The sequence below is a fragment of the Secundilactobacillus angelensis genome, assembly GCF_012641075.1.
In the GTDB taxonomy this organism is placed as follows: domain Bacteria; phylum Bacillota; class Bacilli; order Lactobacillales; family Lactobacillaceae; genus Secundilactobacillus; species Secundilactobacillus angelensis.
On the sequence record NZ_JAAXLJ010000006.1, the window covers coordinates 42,605 to 63,805 of the forward strand.

The window sequence follows — 21,201 nt, forward strand, 5'->3', positions numbered from 1 at the left end:
CCATAGCTCCGTTTCTTAGTGCTTAATTGCTAACATCCGCAGAATCCTCGTGAGTCGCTTCATAGTTAAGCTGGGCATCACGATAAAATTCAACGATTTGTTCACCGAACGTTTCACTTGAAACCTGTTTTAGAGTTTGATTCAGCACGGTATGATCTTGTATTTGATCATGTTTGAGATAATAAACCATCTTCTCAATCATTTCATCGTGCGTTTTGAAGGTTGCACCTAATTCGGCATCCTGCAACAACTCATCCGTGTATGGACTGCTTTTAACCACGATTTTCTTATCGGAAGCCAGCGCTTCAATGTAGGTTAGCCCTTGAGATTCCGAATCCGATGCCGAAACGAATAAGTTAGTGGCATGGTAAAATGCAGAAACTTCATTATTATTGATTTCACCGGTAAAAATGACCTGGTCATCTAAACCGAGGTCATGGCTTTGCTGCTCAAGGTCAGCCTTAGCAGGACCGTCACCAACAATCATTAAGTACGCATTGGGAATACGCTTTAAAATGGTGGTGAACCCATCAATAATTTCTTTAATATTCTTCTCATACGCAACACGGCTTAGTGATAGCATCATTGGCGCGTCAGTTGGAACATGGTACTTTTCCCGGACATTGAGTTCGTTTTCATCCGGCTCATACTGTTCCAGATCGATCCCCGTTGGAATTACCCTAATCGGTGCTTTGACACCGTAACCACTCAAGGTATCAATAACGCGTTCACTTGGGGCAACAACACCGTCTAAATGGCTGCAAAAAGCCAAGGTCATCTGCTTCACGTGCACTGGTTTCAAAATCTTACCGTTGGCAACGTAGTGCAAATAGTCTTCGTACATGGTGTGGTACGTATGAATGCAAGGAATCTTCATGGCTCGAGCAACAAACTTGCCGATGAGGCCCATAGAAAATTCCGTCTGGGTGTGGACAATATCCAAATTCAATTCCTTGGCTAGCTGGTAGGCATGCAAAAGACCCCGGAAGGCTATTCGCCGATCGGTAAACGAAACGAATGGCACACTAGGGAAACGAAAGATGTTACGTTCATAGACGTCTTTTTCCACGTGCGGGTCAGTCGTTGTAAAGATATACACTTGATGGCCCTGTTTTTCCAACTCATGCCGCAGTGTTTTAATTGAAGTCGCTACACCACTTACTTGAGGGAAGTATGTGTCAGTAAATAACCCAATGTTCACGACAAATCCCCCCTATCATTAATTACGTGTTCTCATTGATAATAATTATATTGGTTAGAAGTACTGATTGCAAGACACACAAAACCATTCTGGCCATGACAACCAGTGTGACCTTAATCCCTTTATTCAATCAATAACGATAACTTATCACCGTGTGTGGTGCAAGCCCCTTTGCCGTTTCTTAATGATAAAATAAAGACGGTACACTAGAAAGTCGAATACCTCTAGTGAACCGTCTTTAATATCATTAGTTCACCCTAAAAGTGAACCATTAATTAGCATATCATCATCAAAAACTGTGTTACCAGTGATTGATCTTTAATATAATTGCAGAGACAGACCTGCTTAGTCAGTTAAGCCTTCAGCCTTCATAGTCTTAGCGACTTCTTCAAGTGCTTCAGTCTCATCATCGCCATCAGCAGAGATGGTAACATCAGTGTTTTGACCAACACCTAATGACATCACACCCATAATTGACTTTAAGTTAATGGACTTGCCATCATACTCCAAGTTAATGTCGGCATTAAACTTGCTGGCAGCTTGTACTAATAAGGTTGCAGGACGAGCATGAATGCCGGCTTCTGCAGTAATCCGAAAGTTGCGTTTTTCCATAATATATCAATCTCCTTTATCTGCTAAAACAAATTGGGCTACTTTTCATTAGTTTCATAAGTACAGCATTTATGAAATAAATAGAAAAACACCTTTAGTCTAAGAATATCAATTAATCAAACAAAATACAAGCAGTTCTAATAAATAATCAACCGCTTACATCGTTTATTTACTGTGTCTGGTCATGGTCATAATGATAAATGATCTTCCCATTTTTATCCGCTTTGCCCACAATCCGCTTACGGGACTCAAATTGCATATAAGCCGTTTGAAACGCCATGAAGTCAACTGGTTCAACGGTAAACTCATCCAGCTCACCTGATTTTAGTTGCGCCATCAAATTGGCATAGTCTTCAGCCAAGCCTGTCACCCCCCACAACACACAAATAGAATTCAACATATTTTACCATAACTTGGCCATTCAAGTCAGTCTTCCTAAATTTCGAAATTCGACGTTATAAAAAAGGAAAAAACCATTCATTCAGTCAAACTGCTTGCAACATTTCCCGAAATGAAGTAAAACATAACTTGAGTTAGCACTCGAGTGACCCTCGTGCTAATTTTATCCCAAAAGTGCGAGCAAATGTCTTGCGTAAACACTTGAGTATTGTATAATATGATTAAAGGTCAAGATTGGTCAAACAAATGATCAACGAATGACTTACCTACTTTAATAAGAGAGGAGTCAAGATATGCTGTGTCAGAATTGTCATCAACGTGAAGCGACGATTCATTTATACCTGAATGTGAATGGTCAAAGACAGCAAGTTGACCTTTGTCAAAACTGCTATCAACTTCTTAAAAATCAGCAGAATAACTCTAATCCTGGAAATGGAGGTGCACAAATGGCACAAGATCCATTTGGTTTTGGTAACCTGGATGATATTTTCCGCGCTATGCAGGGCGGAAACCCTAACGGTAATCCTCAGGGCTATCAACAACAAACGCCACCGACCCAGCCAAGCGGTCCCCGCAATGGCGGCGGTCAAAATGGTAACGGCAACGGCGGTCTATTAGGACAATACGGGTTGGACCTTACCCAATTAGCAAGTGAAGGTAAGATTGACCCCGTGATTGGCCGAGACCGTGAAATTTCTAGAGTGATTGAAATTTTGAACCGCCGGACGAAAAACAACCCCGTTTTAATTGGGGAAGCCGGTGTTGGTAAAACAGCGGTAGTTGAAGGCTTGGCTCAAAAGATCGTCTCTGGCGATGTTCCACAAAAATTACAAAATAAGAAAATTATCCGGTTTGACGTCGTTTCCCTCGTTCAAGGAACTGGTATCCGTGGTCAATTTGAACAACGGATGCAGCAATTGATGAAGGAAGTTACCGATAATCCTAACATTATCTTGTTTATTGATGAAATCCATGAAATCGTCGGCGCTGGTAATGCTGAAGGCGGTATGGATGCTGGTAACGTCTTGAAGCCTGCATTGGCCCGTGGCGAATTTCAGCTAGTTGGTGCGACAACTTTAAATGAATACCGTGATATTGAAAAGGATCAAGCCCTAGCTCGTCGGCTACAACCCGTTACAGTAAACGAACCGTCTCCTGAGGAAGCCGTTCAGATTTTGAAGGGAATCCAAAAGAAGTATGAGGATTATCACCACGTTCACTATACGGATGGTGCTCTAAACGCAGCGGTCAAATTATCAGATCGTTACATTCAAGATCGGTTCTTACCTGACAAAGCCATTGATTTACTTGATGAATCTGGTTCCAAAAAGAACTTAACCATCAACGTTGTTGATCCCAAGACCATCGACGACAAGATCAAGGCCGCCGAAGATCAAAAACAAGCTGCTTTAAAACAAGAAGATTACGAAAAAGCCGCTTACTATCGTGATCAAGTGACTAAACTTGAGGATGCGAAGAAATCTCAGACGGCGACCCCTTCTTCGGATGATGAACCACAAGTTACCGAGGAAGATATGCAACAGATTGTTGAAGAGAAGACTGGTATCCCGGTTGGTGAACTTCAAAACAAGGAACAGCAGCAACTTCGTGACTTGGGTAAGTCTTTGAAAGCTCACGTGATTGGTCAAGACGATGCCGTTGATAAAGTCTCCCGTGCCATCCGTCGTAACCGAATCGGGCTCAACGGTACTGGCCGGCCAATTGGATCATTCCTGTTTGTAGGCCCTACTGGTGTTGGTAAGACTGAATTAGCTAAGCAATTAGCTCGTGAACTATTCGGTTCAACTGAGGCCATGATTCGGTTTGACATGTCGGAATACATGGAGCCACATTCAGTGGCTAAATTGATTGGTTCACCTCCTGGCTATGTTGGCTATGAAGAAGCTGGTCAACTCACTGAGCAAGTTCGTCGTCATCCATACAGTCTAATTCTCTTAGACGAAGTTGAAAAAGCCCACCCAGACGTGATGCACATGTTCCTGCAGATCCTGGATGATGGCCGTTTGACCGACTCACAAGGACGTACCGTTTCCTTTAAGGATACGATTATCATCATGACGTCTAACGCTGGTTCAGGTGATGCTGAAGCGAGTGTTGGGTTTGGTGCTGAAGTCTCTGGCAAGACGCACTCCGTTCTTGATCAGCTGACCAACTACTTCAAGCCTGAATTCTTGAACCGTTTTGACGACATCATCGAATTCAACTCCCTGACTAAGGAGAACTTGATGAAGATCGTTGACCTCATGATTAACGATGTGAACGGCATGCTCGCCAACCAAGGTCTGCACGTTCACGTTACTGAGCCAGTTGAATCGAAACTTGTGGAATTGGGTTACGATCCAGCCATGGGTGCTCGGCCACTACGGCGTGTGATTCAAGAACAAATAGAGGATCGAATTGCCGACTTCTACTTGGAGCACAGCGACGTCAAGAACTTAGTTGCTAAAATTGAAAATGGTGAAATTACGCTAGCTGAAGAAGCGTCTGCTGCACCAGCAGCAAATGAATCCGAAGCTAAGAAGTAATTGATTGCTTTTAGACCTGAACATCATTGAGATGTTCAGGTCTTTTTTGGCGTCTAATATCTGCTGAAATCTTTTCGACCGCGGACAAGTTGGGGTATACTAGTCTTATCAATAAAACTAGGAGGGGGAAATCAGTATGCTCTTTTTTAATCGACTACGTGACCTAATGACTAAAAATCGACCAAGTACCCCTTCTCGCCGAAGAAAAAGTATGCCCGCAAACAGCTCTATTTTTAAACCAATGCACAACCCAGTACCACCTGTTGAACCAGCATCCAATCATCAGCAAAGCCACAACGACTCTGCCCCTATCGCTTCAGCCGAAGAAAACTCGACTCCCACTCAATCTGGTTCAGCCGTTATGCTGGTACTTTACTTGGATGATCAGAATCATTCACTAGCCAAACCACAGTGGTTAAACGGCCAAATCGGCGAAAAGATTCATTTTAAACCACGTCAAATTGCCAATTACGTGTTATTTCATATTATTGGCTTTACAACGGTGTTCACGAATTCTTATCGCATCATGACACTACAATTCACTAAAAAGATGGGCCATCCAGCCATCATGTACGCCATCGATTATGATACTAGTGAAATGATCGCCCCACCTGTCATTCAAACTGGGGCAGTTAATGCACCCTTTGCCTTTGGTAAAAGCGAAGTTGATGACTATCACTTAGTTAAAGCTAGCCGGCCATTAACCGGGCATTTTACCGAAGAGGTTCAAACAATTGTGGTGCTTTTGCGTCGCAATAATTGGACAGCTGTGCAACGCATCAACATCTTTGTCAAATTGCTTGATAGCACCCAAATCTTGGACCAGCCTGACGGTCAGCCTTACGACTACGAATTCCCGAAGAACTCTGTTTGGCGAGCCTTCGTACGAGTCAATACCAGAAACGGCGAAACTTGGTTTAATTTAGGTGGTCCGCAATGGGTAAACGGTAAGAAAGTGACGCAAACGGATCAGCCAGCTCGTCCACAAATTGGTCAACGGCCCGCAGTGGTGTATGAGCCTATGAATCAAGCGGCCAAAATCGACTTTGTCACAGGTCACTCTCTGCATACTTACGATCAGCCTAATGGCCAGGCGGTCAAGTTGGTTGCGGACGGCAGCCCAGTTCAACTCACCGGTGAATTCACGGATGATAACGATATAAAATGGTATCGAATGGCTGATAATACGGTCGTTTTAGCGCAGTATGTTCAATTCAATTAACTAGAATGTGTTACACAACTCAGATTCCGGCCACTTAAGACGAATACACCCCATCCCGATAAAACCATTGGGATGGGGTGTATTCGTCTTAAATTCTGGAATCTGCCGAATCGTGTAACAGGCTCTTATTCTTCATCTAACATCACTGGTCGTCTAAACGACAGCAATTTCAACCGCTTATTGATTTCAAGTACGCAACTTGGAATGAAGATGGCGACGAGAATTACCAACCAATTCGTAAGTGATAACGTCGATAGCTGAAAGGCCTCTCGCAGCCACGGAAAAGCAGCCGTGCTCACAACCACCGTAGCTGCCAGCACCACCCCTGCATTTAACGCTGAATTGTGGCGGATGCCTTGCCAAGATAACGGTGACCGCTGCTTGATGGGGTAGATATCAATCATCGATCCCAGAGCTAGGGTGAAGAACAGCATAGTCATGCCGATTGCCGGATCATTGTTGGCTAGTACGAAACGACCTAAACTGTAAATACCCAGCGTTAAAATGATGAAGGTCGTGGTTCGAACGGCAACCCGCTGACCTAATCCATCCGCAAAAATACTCGTTTTTCTGCTGATTGGCACTCGTTTCATATTCCGGGATTCTGCCGGTTCACGACTGAGATAGAATCCTGGAATACCATCAGCTAAAACGTTGATCAACAGCAATTGTTCGGCAATCAGCGGTGCGCCCCAGCCGATTCCAACCGCAAAAATCATCAGGAAAATCTGAGCGAAGTTCACACCAATCAAAAATTCTACCGCCTTTAAAATATTTTGGTAAACCGCCCGACCCGTTGAGACCGCCGCAACGATGGTTTCGAAATTATCATCCGTTAAAATCATGTCACTGGCGTTCTTAGACACCTCGGTACCGGTAATCCCCATTGCAACACCCACGTCGGCGGCTTTCAATGCCGGGGCATCATTGACACCGTCGCCGGTCATCGCCACCGTGGCACCTTGTTGCTGCCAAGCCTTCACGATTCGAATCTTATCTTCCGGTGAAACCCGAGCGTAAACACTAATCTTTTCGATTTGTGCTGCCAATTCTTGATCGCTCAGGTTCCGTAACACCGCCCCAGTAACAACTTGGTCGCCCGACCGTAAAATGCCAATTTGTTTGGCGATCGCCTTCGCTGTCTCGAGATGGTCTCCAGTAATCATCACGGTTCGGATACCCGCTGCTGCAGCCTGTTTAACTGCAGCAATGGCCGTCTCTCTAGGTGGATCGATCATCCCAATGAGCCCTGCAAAAATTAAATCGTGCTCCAAATTTTCAATCGGTTCTTCAGGAATACTATCAAAATATTTATACCCCACCGCCAAGACTCGAAGTGCCTCGTGAGCAAACTGATCATGAACTCGCTTTGTTCTTGCTTGTTCGCTGGTGGATTGTTCAATCGGCAGATGATCGATGGCCCCTTTCATGATGAGCAGCGCTCGACCGTCCGGCAATTGATGAAGTGTTGCCATGGTCTTCTTAGTGGAATTAAACGGGTCTTCAGCTATTCGTGGTGCTTCCTGCTCAAAGTCGGCTCTGGTCACCCCTTCAGCCGCCAACCAGCGAACAATTGCTAATTCTGTGGAATCGCCAATTTCCACCCATTCACCATTGACTTGCGTCCGAGTTACATTGGTAGCTAAGCCCATCAGCTGCATTAGCGTTTTAGTTTGGTCATGTAACTGTTCGTCACCTACTACGATTGGTTTTGAATCGAAGACCGACCAAACCTGAGTCACGGTCATCTGGTTTTGAGTCAGAGTGCCAGTCTTGTCCGAAGCAATCACGTTCACCCCACCAATCGTTTCAACCGCATCCACGCGTCGCATAATGGCATGCTGCTTAGCCATAACACCAACGCCATGTGACAAACTGATTGTCACGATGATTGGTAACGTTTCTGGGACTGCCGCCACTGCCAGTGAAACGCCAATCATCAACGCATCCGTCAGCGTGTCACCCTGAAAAAAGAGACCCAGGATCGTAATGATGACGCCACCTACTACAGCCACCGCACTTAGTCGGCCAGAAAGCTGATTTAATCGTTTCTGCAACGGGGTAGCTCTTGCCTTTGTTCTGTTCAGCATGCCAGCGATACTACCGATTTCAGTTTCCATTCCAATGGCGGTCACCACCATCTGACCAGTTCCCTGGGTCACCCCTGTCCCTGAAAAGACTTCGTTTACCCGATCACCGATTTCAGCTGCTTTGGCAACTGGTTCAGCGTTCTTCTTGACAGGTTCACTTTCGCCAGTCAACACGGCTTCATCAATTCGCAGATCAGTCGCGGCGACTAGACGACCATCAGCTGGTATCTGATTGCCGCCTGACAGTGAAATCACGTCGCCCACTACCAAATCTGCCGCATCAATGATTTGTGAGTGGCCGTCACGAATCACCGTGACTTCATGAATATTCATCTTTTTGAGTGCTGCTAAGGATTTTTCGGCACTATGCTCTTGGTACATCCCAATGAGAACGTTGATGATCAAAATACTGCCGATTACCACGGTCTTTGTCCAGCCGCCATTAGCCCAAATGGCGAGATAAGTGGATAACGCCACGGCAAATAACAGCACAAGTGAGGCCACATCAGACAAATGCCGCCAGATTTTTTGAAGTAAAGTTGGCGGTTTTTCCTCCTGCAAGACGTTCCGGCCTTCAGCTTGCCGTCGTTTCACCTCGGCAGTCGTGAGTCCGCTGGTTAAATTGGTTTTAAGAACCGTTTCCAATTGCTGACGGTTCCGCTCAGCATTCGTCATTGTCATAGTCAGCAGTCCTTTCTGTGGGAGCTACCCGTTTTACCCTATCTTTAGTGTATCGAAAGCCCCACAGAGATACCATGAATTAATTATGATTAGTATTAGAATTTTTCGTGAGTTTGCTGACAAAAACACCCCTTCCCTTAATGTAGAAGAGGTGTTTAGATTGTTGCTTTACAAATTAACGTCCATATTAAACGTCAGCTTAGATAATTCCAAACCATGCTCAAACAAATCGTTCATGAGCTTAGTTGTTCTAGATTTCATTTCCGAAACAATCAGATAGTTTTGTTGTGTCAAGTAAGTGGTGAGTTCTTCACCTGTAAGCTTAGCTGCAACTTCATCGGTTTTGGCTAAGTGTCGCATGAATAATTCCTGGCTGGCCGTCAGATAATCGCGGTCATCCTGAACGAACTCTGAATACCGTGATTCGACCAATACTGACAACTTACGGTACATCCAGTAGGCACTCTCTTGGTCAGCGTGTACCGGTGTGTTCACGTAGGAAGGATCGGTGTCAGTGGCATTAGCGAAGAATGGTACGTAAGGACTGAAAGCCGGCACGCCAAAGCACAGCCACATGATAGCTGACTGGGCTTCTGGAACGTTATTTCTCAGTTGTAAAACGTGAGAGTTTTGTGTCCGGTTCATGGAGATTGGCCGGAATTTCGTCTTCAAATCTGCTGGCCCATTGCCTAATGGATCATAGTCAGTTTCATTGTAATGTGACCCAAGAATAAAACTAATGTCGGCAACGCTGATTTTTCGTTTAGCGTGGCAAATAAATGGTAGTTCTGAAGATGTTGGTGATTGTTCAACGTCTGGCATCAGATAACGTTGACCATACCAAACCCGTGGCGTGTTGTAGTGGCGGTCTTTTTCCGTACTGGTTCCAAAAATATGACGGAAGTTCCAGCCGGATTGATCTGGGTTTAAATGATGTTCAGTCACGAAATCTTGAATTCCCTCAGAATACATAAAATTATCCGGATCATCAAAATCCACTGATTGAATGGCCACTTGATTAGCGGTGATGACGAATGCATCATCCGGGATTCGTTGGGCGACCCAATGATGACCGGTCACAATTTCCATATACCAAGCTTCATCCTTATCGGCAAACAAGACGCCATTACCCTCTGGTGAACCATATTGTTTCACCAAGTCACCTAGTACTTTGACACCATTGCGAGCGCTGGTAATCACTGGTAGAACCATCGTCTGCATGGTGTCTTCCGCCATGCCGTCAGCGACTAACGGATCATAAGCTAGGGCGTTAGGATTGCCATACACACTTTCAGTGGCACTCATGGCAACGTTGTAAGCGTTAATGCCACTTTCTTCGTAGAGACCAACTTTCTCCACCTCGACATTTGGAGTCGCTTGATAACGAACGGCGTTATCAGGAAGTGGTGCCTCAAAACCATTTTGAGTGGAACGTAAAATTTTACCCTTATTCTCCGTTGGCTGATGCATGTAAAATCGCTGTGGGGTCAATGGCAAAAACGTATCGTCATTACGAGCAATCATCACAGAACCGTCAATTGACGCGTTTTTACCGACTAAAACTGAAGTACAAGCTGAAAGATGTGTCATTGAATTTCTCCTTTAATTTTTGTCTGCTATTAGTATATCGCAATTTTAACATTCGAAAATACTGTAAGCGATTTCTTTTTGTTTGTGAATCTATTGACAATCGGTTTAACTCGTGTAAAATACAGTTGTGAACAATTATACTTAATTAAATGTTTTTAACCTAGGAGGACGTTTTTATGAAGGTCGCAGTGATTGGATGTACCCATGCAGGTACTTTTGCAACGAAACAAATTTTGGCTGAAAACCCTGATGCTGAGGTAACGGTCTACGAAAAAAACGACGTCATTTCATTTCTATCTTGTGGAATCGCGCTTTATTTAGGCGGTAATGTGAAAGATCCACAAGGACTTTTCTACTCAAGTCCAGACGAATTATCAAAACTCGGGGCAACAGTTTTGATGAAACATAACGTTACAGCAATCGATAACCAAGCACATACGATTACCGTCGAAGACCTAGAAAACCATGACATCACGACTACTAGTTATGATAAATTAGTGATGACTTCAGGATCATGGCCCGTTATCCCACCAATTCCAGGTATTAATAGTGATAAAGTCCTGCTATGCAAGAACTGGGCCCACGCTCAAGAACTATTCCACCGCGCGGGAAACGCCAAGCGAATCGCCGTCATCGGTGCCGGCTACATTGGTGCTGAATTAGCTGAAGCCTACTCCCTCAAGGGTCATGAGGTAACTTTGATTGATGCGCAAGACCGCGTGATGCCAAAATATTTTGATAGTGCTTTTACGGATAAAATCGAAGACGAATACCGCGCCCACAACGTTCAACTGGCACTCAACCAAAAAGTTGAAAGTTTCGAAACTACTGATGATGGCGTCACAATCACAACTGATAAAGAAGCCATCAACGTTGATTTAGCTGTGTTGTGCATTGGGTTCAGACCTAATACGGATTTATTAGCTGGTAAAGTTGAGATGGCTAAGAATGGCGCCATCATTACTAATGACTACATGCAAACCAGTGATCCAGATATTTTTGCTGCTGGCGATAGCGCAGCTGTGCACTACAACCCAACTGGTAAGAACGCCTACATCCCCTTAGCAACCAACGCTGTGCGCCAAGGGATCTTAGTTGGTAAGAACATCGCTAAACCAACCGTAAAATACATGGGCACCCAATCATCATCTGGTTTAGCCCTCTATGACATCTCGCTTTGCTCAACTGGGCTAACATACGAGGCAGCCAAGGAACAAGGAATTAGTGCTGAACAAGTCATCATCACGGATAATTATCGACCTGAATTCATGCCAACGACCCTCCCTGTTACCATGTCTTTAGTCTTCAACCCTGACACCCGTGAGATTCTCGGAGGCGCGTTGATGAGCAAATACGATATTTCACAATCTGCGAACTTATTGTCCGTTTGCATCCAAAACCACAACACCATCGACGATCTCGCCATGGTTGATATGCTATTCCAACCTAACTTCGATCGTCCGTTCAATTACTTGAACATTCTTGGTCAAGCGGCACAGGAAAAATTAACTACGGTAAAAGCTTAACTATTCAGATCATGTAACCAAAAAATCCTGATAACCAGTCAATCGACCGGTTATCAGGATTTTTCAATTTATTCAGTTTATTGTTACAGCTTCGAAGTCAATTTAACGTCTGGATATTTGTCAGCAAACCAGCGTTCAGCAAATTGATTTTCGAATAAGAACAACGGCTCTCCGGCCAAATCTTTCACCAGTAGGTTCCGACTAGATGACATGTGTTCATCCAATTGTTCTGGATCAATCCAACGGGCAATCTTATGGCCCATCGGTTCCATCACAACGTCAGAATTATATTCGTTCTTCATTCGAAACTGGAACACTTCAAACTGAAGTTGACCAACTGCACCCAAAATGTAGTCACCAGTTGTGTACGAGGTATACAGCTGAATGGCACCCTCTTGAACCAGTTGTTGAATACCTTTGTGGAAGGATTTTTGCTTCATCACGTTTTTAGCCGTGACACGCACAAACAGTTCCGGGGTAAACTGTGGTAATTTTTCAAACTGCAGTTGTTTCTTGCCAGTATAAACCGTATCACCGATTTGGTAGTTACCAGTATCGTAAAGCCCAATGATATCGCCGGCTACCGCTGTTTCGACGTTTTCACGGGTATCAGCCATGAACTGTGTCACGTTTGAAAGACGCATTGTTTTGCCAGTGCGACCAAGCGTCACGTCCATTCCCCGTTGGAACAAGCCTGAGCAAATTCGCACGAAAGCAATTCGATCACGATGTTTAGGATCCATATTAGCTTGAATCTTAAAAACGAAGCCTGAAAATTTGTCATCAGTTGGCTCCACGTCGTCGCCTTCTTCAGTTCGATGTGCAGCTGGTTGAGGGGCAAACTTCAGGTAAGTTTCCAGGAAGGTTTTTACCCCGAAATTAGCTAAGGCTGAACCGAAGAACACCGGTGTCTGATCACCACTGGCAATTTTGGCTTCGTCAAACTGATTACCAGCATCCTCAATCAATTCCATATTTTCCCGGGCATCTTCATACCAAGAATTGGATTTCAATGGTTCAGCATCGTCAATATCACCGTCTTCATCAAGTGGCAAATAAGTGGTGCCGTCTTCTTTCGGGTGAAATAAAGCCACCCGGTTATCAAAACGGTCATACAGGCCCTTTAATTCTTTACCCATCCCAATCGGCCAGTTCATTGGGTAGCCTTCAATACCAAGGACTTCTTCTAGCTCAGAGATCAAATCCATTGGGTCGCGAGAATCACGATCTAACTTGTTCATAAAGGTAAAAATTGGAATTCCCCGCATTTTACAAATCTTGAACAGTTTTTTAGTTTGGGGTTCGATCCCCTTGGCAGAATCAATCACCATGACCGCAGAATCCACCGCCATCAATGTCCGGTACGTATCTTCAGAAAAGTCTTCGTGTCCAGGGGTATCCAAAATGTTGATGCGCTTGCCCTCATAGTCAAACTGCATCACAGAACTCGTAACGGAGATACCACGTTTTTGTTCGATCTCCATCCAGTCAGACTTAGCAAAACTGCCGCTCTTCTTAGCCTTGACCGTCCCAGCTTGACGTACAACACCACCAAACAACAAGAGCTGCTCAGTAATGGTCGTCTTACCCGCATCGGGGTGAGAGATGATGGCAAACGTGCGTCGGTTTGCGACGTCTTGTGATAATGTCATAGCACTATTCCTTTCCAGAATTGACATTAACCGTTCTTTTCAATCTGATGAACAACGTAGTTAACAACTTTCAGAGAACTTAAGCCGTCATCAATCGAACAAAAGCGGTTATAGAATTTCATAAACTTGGTGTCGTCACTCATGTCGGGATGTTTGAGACAATCGGCAATACCGGAGAGTAACTCACTCTCGTTATTAGCAATTTGTCCGGGAAGATCCTTCTCGTAATCGAGGTAGAAACCACGAAGTTCGTCTTTATACAAATGATAATCATACGGGTAGAAGAGAATTGGCCGCTTTAGGTAAGCGTAATCGAAGAACACCGAAGAATAATCAGTAATCAGCATATCTGAAACCAAGTACAGGTCAGAAATGTTAGGATGACTGGAGAAATCGTAGACAAAGTCCGTGTAGTCACTAATATCCATGGCGTTAGCAATTAAGTAGTGCATCCGCAAAATCAGTACGGTGTCTTCACCAAACTGCTTCTTAAAATCATCCAAACTAAATGGTAACTCAAACGTGTACTTACCCTTTTCCGCAAACTGATTATCCCGGTACGTTGGCGCATACAAGACAACTTTCTTATCCGTTGGAATTCCCATTTGTTCCTTCAAAGCCTTGATATCATCGGGATTAGTATTGATCAATTCATCATTACGGGGATACCCAACCTTTAAAATCTGGTTGTTAAACCCGAAAGCAGAACGGAAAATCTGGGTTGAATAATCGTTAGGCGAAATCAAAGCATCCCAACGATTTGCTTCCTTCACGAAGTTGTCGTGATACTTAGTCGTGGTGGTCCCTGGCATGGACACATTTTCAATGTCCAAACCGAGTTTCTTCAATGGCGTCCCATGCCAAGTTTGAATATAAGTCACGTAAGACGGCTTTTTGACCCAGGCAGGGAAACGGGCGTTACTAATCCAGTAAGAACTCTTTTCTAGCGTTCGAACCCATTTAGCAGTCCGACGAACCACAAACGGAATTTGGTTTTGCTTACAGAACTTCTTTAATGACCGGTCGATGGACCAGACAAACGTAAACCCTGGGTAAAGCTCGGTGAATAGTCGATAAATAGCGTATGGACTATCGCTCACTTGGCGGCCGCCAAAGCTTTCAAAGACGATTGTCGGCTGTTCGTAAGGTCGATGACCGGACTTGAATAACCAACGCATCCGTTGCAAATTGACTTTATCTTGAACTGTTCGCCCAAGGTTGACCACTGTCTGCAGCTTCTGTGGCAAAGCGGCAATCTTTTCGCCCAATGAAGGCGCTGGGAACTCTTTGATCACAATCCCGTTATTGATGTTCTTTTCAATCAACACCATGCGACCGCCGGGTAAAACAGCTTGTGTCATCTGGCCTTCAAGTGAGCGGGTCAAAATGATACGCTGTTCAACTTCATGAGTCCCCACCATATACTGAACAAAAATGTCTTCGATAGAGTTAGTGGGTAAATCAGTCAGCGGAATATTCGCAGTGAACAAGGTCTTGAGTGTGCCGGCCGAAGTTGGGTAGGCTAATTTACCACCAGATTCTCTGGTTTTTAAAATGATTTTTTGATTCTTAATGGCCTGTCCATTAATGCGGTTGTATCCCGTAATGCTGAGCGCGTTATCCGTTAAGTTGACAGAGTTGATCGTAAACTCGTCTTTTGGCTGCTGGGTATGAATGTTAAAGACAGCCATCCCTTCAGCATCGGAATTGACTTGGTAGTAACTGGTCAATGATAATTGGTGTCGGTCACTTAAGTACTCGGATTCAACCTGTAAAATCACCTGTTCATCTGCCGTACTAAAGGCCAAGAACAATTGCCAAGCAAACTCACTTTGCCCAAAAGCTTCAAACTGTAGCTGATCAGGATCGATTTGAATCCGAAGCAAGTTGTTATCAAACACTTTTTGAACGGGTACCGTTACCGAAGCTAAACTACTTTTTTCCAGAAACATGACTCTTAAATTGTCAAAAGAGCCGGGAACATCGATTAATTCAAATTCTAGTTCTTGTTTTTTCTTTTTTTGGTGTAACCCTGATAATATTGCACGCACAAGTACCGACTCTCCTTAGTAATTAAAGATCAACTGCTGTGGCAGGTATGGCGTTAATCTCGGATTATCATTGAGATCAATAAACAAACCGGAATCAGCAGTCACCACATTCTCCAACAAACTTGCGTAGTAGGAATAGACACTATCGAAACGATCGTAGTTTTGGTAGCTGATCACTTCGTAATAGGATTGAACCTCTGAACTCTGATAAATCACGTGTTGGTCCGTATCAGTTTCAGAAACCATATCAGTAAAGGTTAATTTGGATGTCCGTCCCATGGTGTACGCCAAGTTAACAGGCTGAGTATGCCGAATAAACCGGGTCACTAACTGTCCCTGCTGGTTCAAAAGCAATGCCTGTGATAATTGACCGTCAGCATAGCTCAAGATACCAAATTGTTCACCGGCCTGGTAAGCAGCTGATTGAACGGGCTGTTGGTTGACGAAACGGGTTTTCAGCAGTGGATTTTGGTTAACATCCTCACTGACTTCCGCCACAATTTCACCATCATTAATATAGCGAACCGTGGTCTCTTCTGAATCAAAACGGTGTGTAGGAAGCGATTCAAAATCGGCGCTAAATTGTTCACCAGCAGCGACTTCGATACCTGATTTGTCAGCCACCAAATCTGCCAACGACACAACGTTAAGTTGATCCAACCGGCTTCGTTGAAATAAGCCCTGCAGTATGCGCTGAGCACTAGCGTACTGATCAAAATGAACCATTGCTAACACAATTGTGATTTGAATCTGGTCGTTCATCAACGATTTCACCTTTTGTTTAAAGGTCAGCTTTCTTAAACCGGCCAGAGAAGTGACCCAAAAAATTGCTTGTTTCATGACGATTTAACCTCACTTTAAATTGCAATAAAATATCCCTAGTCGCAACTGGGGATATTTGTCGTTACATTCAACTGATTATTCTTTCCAGTCAAGTCCGGCTTTAAGGCCTAAATCTTCCTTGATCTTAGTGGTTGAAATACCCTCTGTCCGAGGCAAGTAGATGACTTCGCAATAATCCTTTAAGAAATCAAACTTACCCTTCCAGTCATCGCCCATGACAAAGATATCAATGTTGTTTTCTTGAACATCTTTGATTTTTTGATCCCAGTTCTTTTCGGGAATCACTTCATCCACGTACCGGATAGCTTCTAGAATATATTTACGATCTTCATATGATGTATAGGCCTTTTTACCCTTGATTGCGTTAAATTCATCTGATGATAAACAAACGGTTAAATGATCACCGAGAGCTGCTGCCCGCTTCAAGAGTCGGACGTGTCCCTTGTGTAATAAATCAAAGGTGCCGTACGTAATTACTTTTTTCATTTAAATCTCCTGCTTAACTTTTAATTTAAAGCCACTGTTTCCTAACTCGACTATAATATCATAAATTCTAACACAACAAAACCGCCCAATAGCGAATTATTGCCTGATTTAATTAATCCTTCACGTTTGTGATGGTGGCTTGGATTGCTTTTCTTCTCGCTGCTCAGATTGCAGCTGCCAAATATGGTAAATATTCTCCACGATCACCTTGACCACGGCGTAGAGTGGGACGCCTAAAATCATCCCCATCAGCCCGGAAATATTACCGGCAACCATCAAAATAACAATGATCGTCAACGGGTGAATCTTAAGTGTCCGTCCAATCACGTTAGGATAGACGAAGTTACCATCGATCTGCTGAACAACGACGGTCACGATCAATACTGAAATCACTTCTACTAAGCCAGTTCCAATGGCAACGATCACAGCTGGTAAAACGCCAATATAGGGTCCCACGTATGGGATGATGTTGCACATCCCAGCAAAAATGCCTAGTAGTAAGCCATATTTTAATCCCACCAAGGTAAAACCAATCGAAGTAAAGGTCATAACAAACAAACACTCAATCACCTGTCCACCGATGTAATGTGATAGCGTCGCGCTCATCTGTGCCAGAATATCCATGGTCTGATCAGCGTGTTTGGGAGGCAACATCCGTCGCAGTGCTGGCATTAGCTTTTGACCATCTTTCAACATGTAAAATAACATGACTGGGACCGTTACCGCGACTATCGTCACACTTGTGGCCATGCCGATCACGGTACCCACACTGTTGGTCAGACCCGTCATAAAGGTCTTGGCATAATTAGAAAGCCCATGCTCCAGCTGAGAAGCGTAGGACTGAAAATCAACGTTTTTCAACCATTCATAATGACTGAGATGCTGGTTAAAATCATTCAGCATGCCCTGAACCATGCGCACAATGTGAGGCACATTGTTAACCAAGGTCGCCACCTGTTGAATCAGTCTCGGCACCAACCAGAATAAGCCACCAGCTAAAATGCCAAATAGCGCAAGAAATACAACCGCCGTCGACCAGGTCCGGTTCAAGCGGAAATGCCCAATCCTCACCTTTTGCAGTAGCTTAACGATTGGATTGAGCATATAAAAGAGGATCCCAGCTAATAGGATCGGCATGAAAACCGTCCGAAAAAAGGTGCCAATGGGAGCAAAGAGAAAACCCAACTTGGTGCAGACCCAGATCAGCGTCGCCACAACCAGAATTTCTAGTGACCAGAAAAATAATTTTGACCGCTGCATTTGATTGAACATGCCATTGCCCCCTTTCTTCTATATTATTTATCATTATTCTATCACGCAAAAAGCGAGGTCGGCTCATATTGCCAACCTCGCTTTTATTTAAGCAACCCCATTACTTGTGACGGGAAAGCTCGAGATAGCGTGAGTACCATAGATCAACATATTCCTTCGAGAACGGACCCTTGCGATTATTGATCCAGTCGACCAAAATCAAAACATTCGCCTTCAAGATTTTGTCAATTTCAGGCGGATACTGCCAACGACGACTAAAAGCCTCGTACTCGTCAATATCAAGCAATCGTTTTTCACCATCAGGAAAAACCTTGACGTCCAAATCATAATCTATATACTTTAATGCTTCTTTGTCTAAGACATAGGGTGTCGCCAGGTTGCAGTAGTATGAGACCCCATTATCCCGAATCATTGCGACAACATTAAACCAATAGTGTTTATGAAAGTAAACAATTGCTGGTTCACGAGTGACCCATCGCCGCCCATCGTCTTCAATCACCAGTGTGTGGTCATTGCAGCCAATCAGGGCATTTTCGCTTGTCTTAAGTACCATCGTATCGCGCCAAGTTCGATGCAAACTGCCGTCGTGCTTATAGCTTTTGATCGTAATGAAGTCGCCTTCCTTAGGTCCTCTAGCTTCGCGCGCCATATTAAACCCTACTTTCCAAAGTGTCGGGTATGATAATTAAATTCGCCTTTCATTATAGCAAACCCGATTACGCAAAACAATGGTTAACCTATTAACCGTCTTCTTCCATCTTTTGTTCCAGCCACTTTGAAATTAAATCGCCATCGAACCCTTTTCGGTATAGTGCCTGCCGAATTTTCAACTGCCGTTCTCTAGCTGGTTTAGCATGATAACGTCGCCACAGTTTTTCAGCTTGAGTTGCCAGTAAGTCCAACTCAGTGTCACTATCCATTTCAAAAGTAAATTCAGCTAGCACTTGGCCAACTAAATCAAAAGAGAACCCCTTTTCAACCAGACGTTGCTGTACTTTTTGACGTTGAATCTTCGGCGTTAGGCGTTGATATTGCCGCTTCAACTTCTCGACTAACTCATTCAATCGTTCAAGCTGCTCGTCTGGTTGGTAATCTTCAGCCAGTGCGTTGTCAATCAGTTCATCCTTAACGCCGCGCTGTTTTAACTGACGGCGGATCACACTGGGACCCTTATCACTAGTCCGTTTCATTGTCCGGACATAGCTATGAGAGTAATGCTCATCGTCGAGTAGTTTTTCATCGATCAACCTTGCCATTACGGGTGCAATCGTGGTTTCAGGAAGCTCCTTTTTGACTAAATAATCACTGAGTTCTTTCTCCGTACGTTGCTGATACGATAAGTAATTTAGTGCCAGCTCATAGGCTTTTGAGACATTATCTGCCGATTGCAGCGTAGCAACCATATCTTCTGTCAGTTCTGTCCCCTTCAATAATCGGTAGCGAATGAGCACATCCTCGCTGACAGGAAAGGCGTAATGACCGTTCACATAGATGTTATAACGGCCTGCTCGTTTCTGAGCTTCAATCTTAGTAATTTGTAATTTTTTTGAAGAATCTTCTGCCATGATATTTCACACTCTCTCGCTGGTTTGCTATACTGAAGGTAATTCATATTTTAAGAATAGGGGCGACTTGAATGGCAACTGCACGTGTTGTGTTTGCAACCATCACTGGAAATAACGAAGATATTGCCGATATTATTACTGAAAAATTAGAACAACTAGGCGTTGATGTCACGGAGTCTGAAATTTCTCAAACAGACGCTGATTCTTTTGAAGATGTCGACATCTGCGTGGTTTGTCCGTACACCTACGACGAAGGCGAACTGCCTGAAGAAGGCATGGACTTTTACGATGACTTGGAGGACGTTGACCTTTCTGGGAAAGTCTATGGCGTTGCCGGTTCTGGTGACACCTTCTACGGTGACGACTTCTGTGTTGCGGTAGATGCATACGGTAAAAAGCTCGCAGCTGCTGGCGCAACTCAGGGTGCTGACAATGTCAAAATTAACTTGGAACCCGAAGACGACGACATCAAAACGTTAGATGAATTCGCCCAAAAGTTAGTTGATAAAGCTAAATAATTAGTGCTTCTTACTTGAAGGTCGCTTCTTTTTCCCAGCGGAAGCCGACCTTCTTTTTGTTTGCCTTTTTTGGTGAGTCACCTTTGCTTGATTGACAATGTTTTGCATGATATCTAACTCTTCAATCTCACCCTGACGCCATTCTTGAACGGTAGCGTTGATAACCCCACCCGCCAACAGAATGAAACCAGAAATATTCATCCAAATCAATAAAATGATGAACGTTCCCAGAGTCTGATAACCGGTAATGTTCCGGGTAAAATAGCGAATATAAATCGAAAATCCCTGGGCAAGCACTAACCAGCCAACTGTGGTGACAAAAGCGCCGATCCAGACGTAGCGGAACTTGACCTTGGCTGAGGGCACTACCATGTACAACAGACCACTTAGTAAGAAGATAATCAGAAACGAAATCGGCCATCTTAAGCTGCCAATGAAGTCAGTAAACTGATTGGAGATATTCAGCCATGGTTTAAGATATCTCCCTAGCCATTCGCTTAAACTAAACAGAACGGCAATCGCTATGATTGAAATAATCACGAGAATAATCAAAATAAACGAAAAGAAACGGCTAATAATCGCGTTTGGCTGTTCGATACCATAGGCTAAGTTAATACTGCGCTGAAAGGCTGAAACGGCACGACCGGCCGACCAAATAGTCACAATGATTCCTAACGACAGGGTTCCAGTACTCCCCTGCTCCAAAAAGGAACGAATAATCGGCGCCAATGTTTGGTAGACAGCGTCCGGTAAAACCGGCTCAATATACCTCAATACCCCGTTCGTATCAAAGTGCAAAAACGAAATCAAGTTCCCGGCAATCAGCATGATGGGGAAAATAGCAAGCAGCATATAGTACGACAGTACCGCCGCCGAATCATTGATATTGGCTTGGGAAAAACGATGAATAAGCTGCTTGACAAATTCTTTAAATCCAGTTTGCATGA

17 protein-coding genes are annotated in these 21,201 nt (G+C 44.0%); 4 read left to right on the forward strand and 13 right to left on the reverse strand.

The genetic code is table 11. The annotated features are described in order from the left end of the window. Positions 1-22: 22 nt before the first annotated feature. The 3 genes from HC026_RS04780 to HC026_RS04790 form a co-directional block, all read right to left on the reverse strand. Complete coding sequence (locus tag HC026_RS04780) at positions 23-1,201, reverse strand: glycosyltransferase family 4 protein (RefSeq protein WP_168924855.1); 1,179 nt, start codon at positions 1,199-1,201, stop codon at positions 23-25. A 345-nt stretch (positions 1,202-1,546) separates the two neighbouring features. Next, positions 1,547-1,813, reverse strand: a complete 267-nt coding sequence (locus HC026_RS04785; protein ID WP_168924856.1) for a phosphocarrier protein HPr — start codon at positions 1,811-1,813, stop codon at positions 1,547-1,549. A 169-nt stretch (positions 1,814-1,982) separates the two neighbouring features. Continuing rightward, a complete protein-coding gene (locus HC026_RS04790) occupies positions 1,983-2,174 on the reverse strand; it encodes a hypothetical protein (RefSeq protein WP_168924857.1) in 192 nt (63 codons plus the stop codon). A gap of 331 nt (positions 2,175-2,505) precedes the next feature. Here HC026_RS04790 and HC026_RS04795 point away from each other — a divergent pair, with 331 nt between their 5' ends. Further along, entirely contained in the window at positions 2,506-4,758 is a 2,253-nt protein-coding gene (locus tag HC026_RS04795) for an ATP-dependent Clp protease ATP-binding subunit (protein ID WP_168924858.1), read from the forward strand. 136 nt (positions 4,759-4,894) lie between these two features. Then, entirely contained in the window at positions 4,895-5,980 is a 1,086-nt protein-coding gene (locus tag HC026_RS04800; protein WP_168924859.1) for a MucBP domain-containing protein, read from the forward strand. A 125-nt stretch (positions 5,981-6,105) separates the two neighbouring features. Here HC026_RS04800 and HC026_RS04805 read toward each other — a convergent pair whose 3' ends face one another. Together HC026_RS04805 and HC026_RS04810 are read right to left on the reverse strand one after the other, a co-directional pair. Next, positions 6,106-8,745, reverse strand: coding sequence for a cation-translocating P-type ATPase (locus HC026_RS04805; protein ID WP_168924950.1), 2,640 nt, complete (start codon positions 8,743-8,745; stop codon positions 6,106-6,108). Between the two features lie 174 nt (positions 8,746-8,919). Continuing rightward, positions 8,920-10,341: a C69 family dipeptidase gene (locus HC026_RS04810; RefSeq protein WP_168924860.1), complete on the reverse strand. Its 1,422-nt coding sequence runs from the start codon at positions 10,339-10,341 to the stop codon at positions 8,920-8,922. Positions 10,342-10,517: 176 nt separating this feature from the next. Here HC026_RS04810 and HC026_RS04815 point away from each other — a divergent pair, with 176 nt between their 5' ends. Continuing rightward, complete coding sequence (locus tag HC026_RS04815) at positions 10,518-11,867, forward strand: FAD-dependent oxidoreductase (protein ID WP_168924861.1); 1,350 nt, start codon at positions 10,518-10,520, stop codon at positions 11,865-11,867. Positions 11,868-11,950: 83 nt separating this feature from the next. Here HC026_RS04815 and HC026_RS04820 read toward each other — a convergent pair whose 3' ends face one another. The 7 genes from HC026_RS04820 to recX all read right to left on the reverse strand — a co-directional run bounded on the left by HC026_RS04820 (position 11,951) and on the right by recX (position 19,736). Beyond that, positions 11,951-13,519 (reverse strand): peptide chain release factor 3, encoded by a 1,569-nt coding sequence (locus HC026_RS04820; protein WP_168924862.1) that lies wholly within the window; start codon positions 13,517-13,519, stop codon positions 11,951-11,953. Positions 13,520-13,545: 26 nt separating this feature from the next. After that, positions 13,546-15,570, reverse strand: a complete 2,025-nt coding sequence (locus HC026_RS04825) for a CDP-glycerol glycerophosphotransferase family protein (RefSeq protein ID WP_168924863.1) — start codon at positions 15,568-15,570, stop codon at positions 13,546-13,548. Between the two features lie 15 nt (positions 15,571-15,585). Next, positions 15,586-16,410, reverse strand: coding sequence for a hypothetical protein (locus tag HC026_RS04830; RefSeq protein ID WP_168924864.1), 825 nt, complete (start codon positions 16,408-16,410; stop codon positions 15,586-15,588). A 78-nt stretch (positions 16,411-16,488) separates the two neighbouring features. Continuing rightward, entirely contained in the window at positions 16,489-16,899 is a 411-nt protein-coding gene (gene tagD, locus HC026_RS04835; protein WP_168924865.1) for a glycerol-3-phosphate cytidylyltransferase, read from the reverse strand. A gap of 120 nt (positions 16,900-17,019) precedes the next feature. Further along, positions 17,020-18,171, reverse strand: a complete 1,152-nt coding sequence (locus HC026_RS04840) for an AI-2E family transporter (protein ID WP_168924866.1) — start codon at positions 18,169-18,171, stop codon at positions 17,020-17,022. 100 nt (positions 18,172-18,271) lie between these two features. Further along, positions 18,272-18,820, reverse strand: coding sequence for a nucleoside tri-diphosphate phosphatase (ntdP, locus tag HC026_RS04845; RefSeq protein ID WP_168924867.1), 549 nt, complete (start codon positions 18,818-18,820; stop codon positions 18,272-18,274). Positions 18,821-18,911: 91 nt separating this feature from the next. Then, complete coding sequence (recX, locus tag HC026_RS04850) at positions 18,912-19,736, reverse strand: recombination regulator RecX (protein WP_168924868.1); 825 nt, start codon at positions 19,734-19,736, stop codon at positions 18,912-18,914. Between the two features lie 71 nt (positions 19,737-19,807). Between recX and HC026_RS04855 the strand changes: the two genes are divergently transcribed. After that, positions 19,808-20,254: a flavodoxin gene (locus HC026_RS04855; RefSeq protein ID WP_168924869.1), complete on the forward strand. Its 447-nt coding sequence runs from the start codon at positions 19,808-19,810 to the stop codon at positions 20,252-20,254. On the opposite strand, the gene HC026_RS04860 is transcribed toward HC026_RS04855, so the two are convergent. Beyond that, on the reverse strand, positions 20,255-21,199 hold the full coding sequence (locus tag HC026_RS04860) for a YihY/virulence factor BrkB family protein (RefSeq protein ID WP_168924870.1): 945 nt from the start codon (positions 21,197-21,199) through the stop codon (positions 20,255-20,257). It lies immediately after the preceding gene. Positions 21,200-21,201: the final 2 nt, after the last annotated feature.